Source organism: Roseovarius bejariae, from assembly GCF_009669325.1.
Classification (GTDB): domain Bacteria; phylum Pseudomonadota; class Alphaproteobacteria; order Rhodobacterales; family Rhodobacteraceae; genus Roseovarius; species Roseovarius bejariae.
Map to the genome: position 1 here is coordinate 2,431,064 of NZ_SZWE01000001.1, position 12,761 is coordinate 2,443,824.

Annotated in this window: 7 protein-coding genes; 6 read left to right on the plus strand and 1 reads right to left on the minus strand. The window is 63.3% G+C overall.

Annotation, left to right across the window (positions count from 1 at the left end):
- Window positions 1–2 precede the first annotated feature (2 nt).
- The 4 genes from FDP25_RS11700 to FDP25_RS11715 are packed head-to-tail and all read left to right on the plus strand — an operon-like array spanning window position 3 to window position 3,632.
- Window positions 3–1,106, plus strand: a complete 1,104-nt coding sequence (locus tag FDP25_RS11700) for an exo-alpha-sialidase (protein ID WP_154151917.1) — start codon at window positions 3–5, stop codon at window positions 1,104–1,106.
- A complete protein-coding gene (locus FDP25_RS11705) occupies window positions 1,103–1,660 on the plus strand; it encodes a hypothetical protein (RefSeq protein ID WP_154151919.1) in 558 nt (185 codons plus the stop codon). The genes FDP25_RS11700 and FDP25_RS11705 overlap by 4 nt, the downstream gene beginning before the upstream one ends.
- Window positions 1,657–2,682, plus strand: coding sequence for a glycosyltransferase family 2 protein (locus tag FDP25_RS11710; RefSeq protein WP_154151921.1), 1,026 nt, complete (start codon window positions 1,657–1,659; stop codon window positions 2,680–2,682). Before FDP25_RS11705 ends, FDP25_RS11710 begins: the two co-directional genes overlap by 4 nt.
- A complete protein-coding gene (locus FDP25_RS11715) occupies window positions 2,679–3,632 on the plus strand; it encodes a glycosyltransferase family 2 protein (RefSeq protein WP_154151923.1) in 954 nt (317 codons plus the stop codon). The genes FDP25_RS11710 and FDP25_RS11715 overlap by 4 nt, the downstream gene beginning before the upstream one ends.
- Here the strand turns inward: FDP25_RS11715 and FDP25_RS11720 are convergent, their stop codons facing one another.
- Window positions 3,633–4,382 (minus strand): WecB/TagA/CpsF family glycosyltransferase, encoded by a 750-nt coding sequence (locus tag FDP25_RS11720; protein ID WP_425500511.1) that lies wholly within the window; start codon window positions 4,380–4,382, stop codon window positions 3,633–3,635. It abuts the gene before it with no gap.
- Between the two features lie 192 nt (window positions 4,383–4,574).
- On the opposite strand from FDP25_RS11720, the gene FDP25_RS11725 reads away from it, so the two are divergent.
- Together FDP25_RS11725 and FDP25_RS11730 are read left to right on the plus strand one after the other, a co-directional pair.
- A complete protein-coding gene (locus FDP25_RS11725) occupies window positions 4,575–6,032 on the plus strand; it encodes a hypothetical protein (protein ID WP_154151925.1) in 1,458 nt (485 codons plus the stop codon).
- A gap of 291 nt (window positions 6,033–6,323) precedes the next feature.
- Window positions 6,324–12,758 (plus strand): type I polyketide synthase, encoded by a 6,435-nt coding sequence (locus FDP25_RS11730; RefSeq protein ID WP_425500523.1) that lies wholly within the window; start codon window positions 6,324–6,326, stop codon window positions 12,756–12,758.
- Window positions 12,759–12,761 lie beyond the last annotated feature (3 nt).

Below are 12,761 nucleotides of genomic sequence, written 5' to 3' on the forward strand. Positions count from 1 at the left end.
CTGTGCATCTGGTAATATTGGCGCTGGGTTTGGTGAGTGTCGCGTTGAGTGGCTATGCCATGTGGCGCGACCGGCCGCTGGAGTGGCGTTTTGCCTTGCCCGCGCGGGTTGAGGCCGCGGGCGAGCCGGTATTCGAGCGGGTGTTCGACTATGCGGTGTCAAAGGGCGTGGCCCATGCGCCGGCGATCCTGCTGGAGGAACAGGGCGCGCGGATTGCGTGGTTCGAAGGCTCGGCCGAGGCGCAGCCGGATGTGGATATTCACAGTGTCGAATTGCGTCAGGGCACTGACGGGTGGCAGGCGGGGAAACCTGCGGAATATATCACCCGCGATGGCCTTGGTGCGGCGATGGACCCGCGGCAGTTGGTGGTGACGCTGGGCAATGTGGTGGAGAACGAGGCGCGGGAGTCTTCTGTTTATGCCACGGTGGTTTCGGTTGGTGGCTGGGCCATGGCCTCGATCGCGGATGTGGAAATGGGGCCGGGTGGCCCGGTGTCGGCACGCAAGTTGAACCTGTCGCCGTTCCTGAACCGCTCGCATTTGGTAAAATCGCCGATGGTGAACTATGCCGATGGCTCCCATGCCTTGCCGGCTTATTTCGAGATGGGTGGCACGCATGGGACCTTGGTGCGCTTCGGGCCGGAAGGCCGGGTGCGCGATACGCGGCGGATTGCCGGACCGGGCAAGATGATTCAGCCGATGATCGTGCCATTGGACGAGTCGCGCGCGGTGGCGTTTTTGCGGGATTTCGACCGCTCGGACCGGGTGTGGCTGTCGCGGACGCAGGATGGCGGACAAAGCTGGAGCGTGGCGGAAAAGACCGGCATGGCGAACCCAAGCGCGCCGGTGGCGGCGCTTGGCCTTGGCGCGGGCCGTATCCTGATGGTGGCCAATGACGTGAAGGGTGCGGGGGATTTACGCCTGTTGCTGTCTGAGGATGAGGGCGCGACGTGGCGGGTTTTAAACGTATTGGAGCCTGCCGCCGCCGGGGCGCGCTATCCGATGTTGCGGCGGATGGGGGATACTTTTTTGCTGAGTTATTCGCATGATGCCAAGCGCGGCATTCGCACGGTCGTCTTCAACGCGGCATGGGTGGCTGCGCAATGAGTGGAGTTTTGGCGAATATCGCCTTGGGGCTTGTGCTGGCTTGGGTTGTTTTCGCGCTGGCGGGCTGTGTCGTGGCCCCGTGGCTGGCCGTTGCCTTGGGCGCCGCGGTGGGCTTGGCGGTGGTGGGCTTGGCGCGCGAGACCTTGGTGCCCGGTGGCTTGGTCGCTGTGTTGGCGCCGTTCGGAGTGATGTTGCCCGCTTTGGCCCTGCGGCACATGGGCGGCAGTCTGGGCCTGCCCGTGGTGTCCTTCGGGACGCTTGAGATTGTCGTTTTCCTTGGGCTTTACGTGGCGTTTCTGGCGGCCTCGATGGGGGTGTTTCCGGTGGACCCTTACAGGTTGGGCTATGCGCCGATCCCTGTTGGTGTGATGGTTTTGGCAGTTTGCCTTTACGGGGCTTTGACAGGCAATCCGTTCCTGCCGCTTGTGGCGGTTCTGGGGCAGGTGGCCTGGGTCATGGGCTGGGGCAGCAGCAACTGGTTTGATTACGTGCTGCATGTAATGATGGTGCCGGTGGCGGTGGTTGTCTTGGTGCAAAGGGTGTTGGGCGGATGAGCCTTTTGGAAAAGCTTTCGCGCCGCTGGCGGTTGTGGCGTGAGGGGCGGCGGTTCAAGCGCTCCTTGCGGCATGTGCAGGGGACGGCGGGGCCTGTGGGCCAGCCCGGTGATGTGGTCGTTGTCGCGCTGGTGCGGGACGGGGCGTATTACCTGGAAGACTTCCTGCGCTATTATCGGGGCTTAGGCGCGGCTGGGTTCGTGTTTTGCGACAATGGGTCGAGCGATGGCACCTTGGAGCGGTTGCGCGATGAGGCGGATTGCGTGGTGCTGCAATCGACCCTGCCGTGGGGTGAGGTGGAAAATCGGTTTCGCAACCATGCCGCCAAGGTGCATTGCGCGGGGCGCTGGTGTCTTTATGCCGATATGGACGAGCAGTTCACCTTCGAGGGGGCCGAGCGGATCGGGTTGCCCGGCTTGGTGCGCTATCTGGAAAGCCGAGGGCAAACGGCGCTTGTGGCGCAGATGTTGGAGATGTTCCCGGACGGGCCTTTGCGGGCGGCGGCGGGGTGGAGCTTGGCCGAGAGCGTGGAACGGTTTCGCTTTCACGATCTGCGGGAAGTCGCGCGGTATGACTACCATTCGCCGGAGGTGTCGTTTCGCTATGCGCTGGGCCAGAACAGCGTGGCCAGTGATCGGATCAAAGTGATGTTCGGCGGGGTGCGAAAGCGCGTCTTCGGGGAGGACTGTTGCCTGACCAAGCATCCGCTTGTTTTCGTGGGTGAGGGTGTTGAGCCGGGGGTGCATCCCCACGCCAGCGCCGGGGTGATCTGTGCCGATTTCACGGGGCTGATCCTGCATTACAAGTTCGCGGGTGATGCGGCGGCGCGGGATGCCGATACGCTGGCGCGCGGGGTGAGTGTGCATGGCGAAGATGCCAAGCGGCTGGAAGCCTTTGCCGACGAGGGTTTGAGCCTGTGGTCGGATGCCGCGCGCGAGGATCAGAGTTTCGCGGCTTTGGAGGCGGAGGGTTTCATGGTGCGGTCCGAAGGGTACCTGCGGTATCTGGAGGCAGGCGCATGAGCCTTGATCACTTGGCCATCGTCATTATCGGGCGCAACGAGGGCGCGCGCTTCCTGACCTGTCTGGAGGCCTTGCCCAAGGGCGTGTCGCAGGTGATTTACGTTGATTCCGGCTCGACCGATGGCAGCATCGAGGCGGCGCGGGAGTATGGCGCCGAGGTGGTCGATCTGGACCGGGGCCGGCCCTTTACGGCGGCGCGGGCGCGCAACGCGGGGATTGCCCGGATCGATGGTGCGGAACTGGTGCAGTTTCTGGATGGGGATTGCGCGCTGCGGGAGGGGTGGATTGACGCCGCTGTGGCGCGGTTGAAGGCCGACGAGGGGTTGGCCGTGGTTTGTGGGCGTCGGCGGGAGAGGTTCCCGGAGGCGAGTGTTTTCAATCGCCTGTGCGATGCGGAATGGGATACGCCCATCGGACCGGCATTGGCCTGTGGCGGTGATGCGATGATGCGGGTGGAGGCGCTGCGCGCGGTGGATGGCTACAACGGTGATTTGATCGCCGGGGAGGAGCCGGAACTCTGTGTCAGGTTGCGCGCGGCGGGCTGGCGGATCGAGCGGCTGGATGCGGAAATGACATGGCATGACGCGGCGATGACGCGCTTTGGCCAGTGGTGGACGCGGAGCAAGCGGGCGGGGCATGCCTTTGCCGAAGGCGCGGCCCTGCATGGGGCGCCGCCCGAGCAGCATTGGGTGCGCGAAACCCGGCGGGCGTTGTTGGGGGGGGCGGTTTTGCCCGTGGTGATTTTGGGCGCGTTTTTAGTGTCGCCTTGGTTGGGGGTGATCTTGGCGCTGGCCTATCCGGCGCAGGTGGTCCGGTTGGGCCTGCGGGATGGGGATTGGACGCGAGCGATGTTTATTGTTTTGGGAAAGTTTGCCGAGGCGCAGGGCGCGCTGGGCTATTACCTGTCGCGGCTCAGGGGCCGCAAACAGAGCCTTGTGGAATACAAGTGATCAGGCGCGGTTGCGGCGCGCTTCGAGCATCCGTCCCGGTAATACGGCAAGGCATTTGACGTAGCGCGGACCGAGGCGCAGGGGGCTGGAGAGCGCGCGCCAGAGCCATTCCATTTTCAGTTTGCGCACCCAAAGCGGCGCGCGGCGTTGCTGGCCTGCGATGAAATCAAGGCCCGCGCCGATGGAGGCAAAGCCGGTCTCGGGTGCAAGGCCGCGGGCGCGGGCGGCGAAAGTTTCCTGTTTCGGTGCGCCGAGGGCGAGGAAACACAGGCCGATGCCTTGGGCCTTGAGATCGGCGCAGATCTGCGCGGCGGCCTCGCCTTGCGGATCAAAGCCCATGGGTGGCGCGTGGGTATAGGCCACGGTGAGGCCGGGGATATCAGCCATGAGGGTTTGCGCGGCCTTGGATAGCGTGTTGTCTGTACTACCGACGAAGGCAACCGTGCGCCGGGTTTCGGCGGCGAGCTTGCACAGGGGAACGATGAGTTCGGAGCCGGGCATGAGATCGACCGGCTGTCGCGCGATGCGCGACAGCGTAACGATGGGCCAGCCATCGGCGATCACCAGATCCTGGGCCGCGTAGGCCTCGGTGAAGGCGGGCGAGGCGTTCATCTTGACGATGTGATCGAGGTTAATGGTGGCCAGGGCAAAGCCCTCGCGCGCTTCAAGTTTTTGGCGGATGTCGGCCATGAGGCCCGCGCGACTGGGCCGGTTGACGGTGATGACCTGATCGCGGAAGGCGAATTGCACGCTGAATACTCCGTTACCCCGTGGCCCCTTGGCGGTTTTAGGGGCAAATTCGCGTCAAGGCCAGAGGGGCGTTGCAAGGGGGCCATTGCCAATCCCGAAACGGTGTATCCTGAAACGAGAGGGGCGACGTGGGCGCGGCGCGGTGGTACTGTCGCGGCCCAAGAGGCCCGTGCAGGACGCTAAAACACCGATATGCCCAACCCGATTGCCTATCTCGCCTTGATGCTCTGGCCGCTGGTCAGCGTGGTGCTGTTCAGGCGCCTGTCGCCCGAGCGTGCGGTGATCTGGACCATTCTGGGGGCTTACCTGGTGTTGCCGCCGATTGCCGAGTTCGACCTGCCCTTGGTGCCGGATATGGACAAGTTCTCGATTTCGAGCATTTGTGCCTTTGGCGGTGCGCTGTTCATTCTCAGAGACAAGGTGCGGATCTGGCCGCGCTCGACGTTCACGGCGCTTCTGGCGCTGGGTTTTGTCCTGGTGGCGATCCCGACGGTTTTGACCAACCGCGAACCGATTGTCTTCGAGGTGCTTTCAGGGGCCGATCCGATTGTTTTCGAGACCGGAAGCCTGCCGGGGTTGCGGTTGATCGACATGGCTTCGGTCCTGTCCAACCAGATGATTGTCTTGCTGCCGTTCCTGTTGGGGCGGCAGTATCTGGGTACGGACAAGGGCCTGCGGGAACTGGCTCTGGCCTTTGCGATTGGCGGGCTGGCCTATTCCGTTCCCTCGCTGTTCGAGATTCGATTCAGTCCGCAGTTGAACACCTGGATTTACGGGTTCTTCCAGCACAGTTTCGCGCAGATGATGCGCGATGGGGGCTTCCGGCCCATCGTCTTTTTGCCCCATGCCCTGTGGCTGGCCTTGTTCATGGTGACAGCGCTTGTGTCGGCGGTGGCCTTGGCGCGCAACACCGAAGGGGCAGAACAGCGCCGCTGGATGGTGGCGGTGGTTTACCTGCTGATCGTCCTGTACCTGTGCAAAAGCCTTGCCTCACAGCTTTATGCGCTGGGTCTTGTGCCGATGGTCTTTCTTGTGCCGTATCGGTGGCAGGCGTTGCTTGCGGTGGTGCTGGCCATGGTCGCGATTTCATGGCCGATGTTGCGCAATCTGGGGCTTATTCCATTGGATGCGATCCTTGCGCAGGCCGAGGCGATCAGCCCGGATCGGGCGCATTCCCTTGGTTATCGGTTCGACAACGAGAACGCGCTTTTGCAACGCGCGCATGAAAAGGACCTGTTCGGCTGGGGCGGATGGGGCCGAAACCTTGTGCGGCATATGGCGACGGGGGAGATCCTGTCGATTCCGGATGGGCGTTGGATTTTGACCTTCGGCACGTTTGGCTGGGTGGGATACCTGTGTGAAATGGGGCTACTGGCCTTGCCGATGGTGATGCTGTTCATGCAGATCGGCAAAGCAGGGCGGTCCCTGTCGCCGTTCGCCACGCCAATGGCCCTGATCCTGGGGGCGACCATGGTGGACATGCTGCTGAACGATACGCTGGTGCCGGTCGTCTGGCTGGTGGCCGGGGCGGTGCTTGGCTATGCCGAGACCCTGCGGTTCGGCCGCGAGCAAACACCGCGCCCCTTCACGGGGGATGGACCGATGATTGGCGGGACGCGGAACAGGTCGCGGCGGCGCACGGTGATGTAGCGGCGATTCTATCGCCTTGGTGCTTTGGATGAGGTGAATTGTGGCAGATTGTTCACCATCCACGAATAATTCGCTATACTCACAATGTATCGTTGTCGGGTATCAATGCGACAGCCTGGGGCTGTAGAATTAAAATCTACATAAAATCAATTATTTAAGGGGAGGGCCTGCGGCGGGACATGCCTCAACACTATGGCGCGTTTGTGTCGGCTCGTGTATCGTGAGTATGGGGGCATTTGCAGGTCTGAAGACATGTCGAATGCGGTTAATGAGTGGGTAACGTCCGAACGCATGCAATCCGGGGGGGAAGACCCGATTGCGATTGTCGGTATGGCGGTGGATCTGCCGGGGGCGCCCACGGTAAATAAATTTTGGGATAACCTTCGCGACGGGATCGAATCGATCGAGCCGTTGGACGAAGAGGCTTTGCTTGCTGCAGGCGAAACGCCGGAGCGCATGCATCACAAGGATTACGTGGCATCGGCGGCGCGGATGGCGGCGTTTGACGAATTCGACGCCGAGTTTTTCGGCTTTTCCGCCAAGGAAGCGGCCATTCTGGACCCGCAGCATCGCAAGTTCATGGAGGTCACTTGGGGCGCGCTTGAAAACGCGGGGCACATGCCGGAGCGCTTCAAGGGGGATATTGGTGTCTATGCCGGGTGTGGCATGGGCAGTTATTTCTATTTCAACATCTGCTCCAATCCCGGCCTGTTGGACGATGTGGGCATGTTCCTGTTGCGCCATACGGGCAACGACAAGGATTTCCTGGCCACGCGGATCAGTCATATCCTCGACCTCAAGGGGCCGAGCATCAACATTCAGACGGCCTGTTCGACCTCATTGGTTGCGGTGCATTATGCCTGTAACGCGCTGCGGCAGGGCGATTGCGATATGGCCTTGGCCGGGGGGGTGACCATCGAGTTGCCGCATGGCCGGGGGTACGTCTTCAAGGAAAACGAGATCCTGTCGCCCGATGGGCACTGCCATGCCTTCGATCATCGCGCCAAGGGCACGGTCTTTGGCAGCGGTGCGGGTTGTGTCGCGCTGCGCCGGTTGAGCGATGCCGTGGCGGATGGCGATCACATTTGGGCAGTGATCCGTGGGTCTGCCGTGAACAACGACGGGGCCGACAAGGCCAGCTATCTGGCGCCTTCGGTGGATGGGCAGGCGGCGGCGGTGTCCAAGGCGTTAGAGAACGCTGGCGTATCGCCCGAGACCGTGGATTACGTGGAATGCCATGGGACCGGCACCTATCTGGGTGATCCGATCGAGGTGTCGGCCCTGAGCGAGGCGTTTTCCAAGGGGACGGATGCGACCGGGTATTGCCGGATCGGATCGGTCAAGACAAACATTGGCCATTTGGACACGGCGGCGGGAGTGGCCAGCCTGACCAAGGCCAGCCTTGCCCTGCATCACAAGCAGATGCCGCCAAGCCTTGGGTATGAAGCGCCGAATCCGGCGATTGATTTCGAGACCAGCCCGTTTGCGGTGAACGACAGCTTGCGCGATTGGGACGGGCGCGGCAGCCCGCGTCGCGCCGGGGTCAATTCGCTGGGCGTTGGCGGGACCAATGCCCATGCCGTTTTGGAAGAAGCACCCGCGCGGGGGCCTTCGGACGAGTCCGACTGGCCCTTCCATGTGCTGTGCCTGTCGGGGCGGAGCAAATCGGCGTTGGAAGGCAATTCCAGGGCTTTGGCCGCGCATTTGCGGGCCAACCCGGAGGCGGATTTGGCCGACGTGGCGTGGACCCTGAAAGAGGGGCGGCGGGCGTTCGGCAAGCGCCGGGTTCTGGTGGCCGAATCCGCGCTCGAGGCGGCAGAGTTGCTGGAAACGGGTGACACCCGGCGGGTGTTCACGCATGACGCGCTTGGGCCATCGCCCGAGGTGGTCTTCATGTTCCCCGGCGGCGGTGCGCAATACGTGGATATGGCGCGGGACCTTTATGAGACCGAGCCGGTGTTCGCCGAGTGGATGGACCGGGGGCTGGACCATCTTCAGGCGCAGTTGGACTATGACATTCGTGCGCTCTGGATGCCCGAAGAGGGCGGTGCCGAGGCGGCGCGGGAGCGGTTGAAGCAACCCTCGGTGCAGCTTCCGCTGATCATGATCGTGGAATATGCGTTGGCGCAGTTGTGGATGTCGTGGGGCGTGAAACCCGCTGCACTGGTCGGTCATTCCATGGGGGAAAACACGGCGGCCTGTCTGGCCGGAGTAATGGCATTCGAGGATTGTATTGATCTGGTCCTGCTGCGCGGGCGGCTGTTTGATACGGTGCCCAAGGGCGGGATGCTGAGTATCTCGTTGCCGGTGGCCGAGATCGAGGCGCTGGTGGGCGATGATCTGGATATCGCCAGTGTGAACGCGCCGGAACTGAGCGCGGTTTCGGGGCCGGATGCGGCGCTGGATGCCTTGGCCGAAAAGTTGGATGCCATGGGGGCCGAATACAGCCGCGTGGCGATTGATATTGCCGCACATTCGCGGATGCTGGACCCGATTCTGGCGAAGTTCCGTGAGTTCCTGGCCGGGCTTGAGTTGAATGCGCCGAACCTTCCGGTGATGTCGAACCGCACCGGCGCGGTTTTGACCGCCGAGGAGGCCACAAGCCCCGATTATTGGACCGCGCAGTTGCGCAACCGGGTGGAATTTGCCGCCTGTGTGGAAGCTTTGGCCGCAGTGCCGGGGCGCGTGTATCTGGAGGTCGGGCCGGGCAAGGCCCTGAGCTCCTTGGCGCAGATGAGCCCGGAGGTGGCGCCGGGGCAGGTGCTCAGCAGCCTGCGGCACCCGGATCAGGATATGGCCGACGATGCCTATTTCCTAGGCGTGATCGGGCGGCTTTGGGCCTGTGGCGTTGAGGCCGACTGGAGCCAGATTTGGGGCGAGGCCAAGCGGCAGCGCCTGCCGCTGCCGGGCTATGCCTTCCAGCGCAAACGCTATTTCATCGAGCCGGGCACGGCGGCGGTTTCCGAGGCCGCGCCGCGCGCCTTGATGCGGCAGGAGGACATGGCCGACTGGGGCTGGCGGGCCAAGTGGGTGCCGCGCTTTGCCGAGTCGGAACTGGTGGCCGATGCGGATTTGGCCGCCCTGCCGGTGCAAAACTGGCTGTTCTTCATGGACGACGCCGGGGTTGCCGAGGCGGCCGCCGAGCGGTTGGACAGCGCGGGCCATCGCGTGGTGCGCGTGGTGTCGGGCGATACCACGCAGGCGCTTGGGCCGGGGCGCTATAGCCTTGCGCCGGAAATGGGGCGCGCGGGATATGAAAGCCTGTTTGCCATGCTGGACGAGGCCGGGGAGATGCCGGAGCGGATCGGGCATTTCTGGCTGGTGACGCGGGATGAGAGTTTCCGCCCGGGTAGCAGTTTCTTTGACCGCAACATGGAACACGGGGTCTTTAGCCTGACGCATCTGGCGCAGGTTTTGGGCGAGCGGGATTTGGAAACTCCGGTGCATATCAGCGTTGTGACCACCGGGGCCGAACAGCTTTCCGATGAGGTCTTGCCGTATCCTGAGAAAGCGATTGTTGCAGCTTCGGCGGGGGTGGTCCCGCGCGAGGTACCGGGGCTGAGCATCGGGGTTTTGGATATTGCCCTGCCACTGCCGCGTGAGGTGAAGGGTGGGTTTTTCCGAAAGCCTGAGCGGGTGTTCGAACTTCCCGAGGGGGTGGTGAGCCAAGTCATGGAAGAGATCACCGCGACTCCGGGCAACTGGCAGGCGGTGCTGCGCAGGGGTAAGCGGTTCGAGAAAAGCTATGCGCCGGTTGAGTTGACGGATGCAGGCGAGGCCCCGGTTTGGCGCGAGGGCGGCACCTATTTGATCAGCGGCGGGTTTGGCGGGATCGGCCTGACGGTTGCGCGGGACTTGCTGGAGAACTACGGGGCCAGTGTGGCGCTCTTGTCGCGTGGCGGGGTGCCTGCGCGCGACGAGTGGAAGGCTTACCTCATGGCGCATGCCAGCCATGACGCCACGGCCAAGCGTATTCGCGCGCTCCAAGAGCTTGAAGGCTTGGGCGGCAAGGTGATTGCCGTTTCGGGCGATATTGCCAATGCGCAGGACATGGCGCAGGTGAAAACCGAGGTCGAGGGGCGGTTTGGCCCTGTGACGGGCGTCATTCATGCCGCCGGGGTCATCAACGATGGCCCGCTTCTGGCCAAGCGAGAGGCGGAGATGGACGCGGTATTCGCGCCCAAGATCACCGGGACGCGGGTGTTGGAGGGGCTGTTCCCCGATGGCAGCCTTGAGGTGCTGGTGCTCTTTGCCTCGTCGAGTACGGTGACGCGGCCGGCAGGTCAGGTGGATTACGCTGCCGCGAATGAGTACCTCAACGCCTATGCCAAGGCGCGCAAGGGCGATGCGACCAAGGTGATTGGCGTCAACTGGGGCGTCTGGGCCGAAGTGGGTATGGCCGCCGATGCCATGGCCGCGCGCACGGGTGAGAGCAAAGAGGAATGGCGCGCCGTGGATCAGCCTTTGTTGGATGAGGCCGAGGGCGGCGCGCGGTTCCGCACCACGTTCAGCGCCAAGAGCCATTGGGTGATCGACGGGCACCGGACCAAGGCGGGCGATGCCCTGTTGCCCGGCACCGGGTTTATCGAACTGGTGGCCGAGGCCATGGCCGCACGCGGACAGACCACGCCGTTCGAGATCAGCGATCTGCATTTCCTGCGGGCCTTTGATGTGGCCGAGGGCGAGACCCGCGCGCTGGAACTGCACATGGATGGGCCCGAGGTGGAGTTGCGCGGGGCCTGTACCGTGGAAGGCCGTGAGGGCACGGTTTTGAATGCGCAGGCCAATGTGACACCCCTTTCCGGAGCCGTGTCCAAGTGGATCGACATCGCGGCGGTTGAAAAACGCTGTGTCGTGCCGCGCGTGGCCGAGGCGGGGGGCCGTTTGAAGGCCCCGCAAGAGGTGCATCTTGAGTTCGGGGAGCGCTGGCATGTGTTGCGCGAGATGGCCTTGGGCCAAGCGGAAGGCTTGGCGCGGTTGAGCCTGCCCGAGGCATGTATGGGCGATCTGGAGGCGGGGTATATCCTGCATCCCGGTCTGCTGGATCCGGCGACCGGCTGGGCGATGGGGTTGATCCCCGGCTACAAGGGCGATCACCTTTGGGTGCCTCTGTCTTATGGCACGGTGCGGGTCTTGCGCCCGCTACCCGGCGAGGTGGTCAGCTGGGTGCGCTTGGGCGAGGCCCAAGGGGAAAGCGCCAGCTTTGATATTTCGCTGTGTGATGCGCGCGGCAAGGTTTGCGTGGAGATCGAGAATTTCCGCATCACGCGGCTGGCCAGTGTCGAAGGGTTCGGCAAGCCCGCGCCGATTGCACCTTCGGAGGTGGAGTTCGCGGAGGGTGGCGCGGCGGCGCCTTTGTCGGCGGATGAAGAGCGGTTGTTGCACAACATCAGCCAAGGCATTCGCCCCGATGAGGGGGCCGTGGCCCTGCGCCGGGCGATGGGGCTGGGCCTGTCGCAGGTTGTGGTCAGTTCGCTGGACCTTGAGGCAATGATTGCTCAGGCCGAGGTAAGTGAGGTTGCAGACAGCGGCGAGGGCCAGAGTTTCGAGCGGCCCGATCTGGACGGGGATTTCCTGGCGCCACGCAATGCCATTGAAGAGGTTTTGGCCAAACAGTGGGAGAAACTGTTGGGCGTCAGCCCGGTGGGGGCTGAGGACAGCTTCTTTGATCTGGGCGGTCATTCCCTGATTGCCGTACGCCTGTTCGCGACGATCAAGAAGGAGTTCGGGGTGGAATTCCCGATCTCGGTTCTGTTCGAGGCGCCGACGATCGCGACGATTGCCGCGCGGATCGAGGCGCAGACTGGGCCTATGGCGGAAGCGGAGGGGGGCGAGGCCGTTGCCGCGCCCGCACAGCCGCAGAGCTTTACCCATCTTGTGGCGCTGAACAAAGGCGATGCGGCGCGCAAGCCGCCGCTGTTCATCGTGGCGGGCATGTTCGGTAATGTCCTGAACCTGCGGCACCTGGCGCAGCAGTTGGGCGAGGATCAGCCGGTTTATGGTGTGCAGGCCAAGGGCCTTGTGGGCGAGGACGAGCCGCACCGGCGCGTTGAAGAAGCTGCGGCTGATTACTTGGCGGAGATTCGTCAGGTGCAGCCGGAGGGGCCGTATCTGTTCGGTGGTTTCTCAGGCGGTGGGATCACCGCCTATGAGATGGCCCAGCAGGTAAAGGCCGAGGGCGGCAAGGTTGCCTTGCTGTGTATGTTGGACACGCCCTTGCCGGTGCGGCCCGATCTATCGCGCCGTGACAAGGCGCTGATCAAGCTGGCCGAGATCAAGCGCAAGGGGCCGGGGTATTTCAAGGAATGGGCCATGAACCGCCTTGAGTGGGAATTGCGCAAGCGGCAAATCCAAAGCGACGATGCACAGGGCTTCAACAACCACAAGATCGAGACGGCCTTCCGTCAGGCGGTGGCGCAATATGACCTGAAGCCTTGGGATGGGCCGCTGCTCTTGTTCCGTCCGCCGCTGGATAAGCACTGGACGGTGTCGGGCGGCCATTGGGTGAGCGCGGCGCGCGAGTATGTCTTCCACGATAATCAGTGGGCGCAATGGGCGCTCAAGGTGCAGGTGATCGAAGTGCCCGGCGATCACGACAGCATGGTGCTTGATCCGAATGTTGCCGCCTTGGCGCGATACCTGTCCGCCGAAATTTCCCGCGTCACCGATGACGGGGCGCAAGGCGCGCCGGTATCGGATTGGGACAGTGTGACAGCAGCGGAGTAAAAT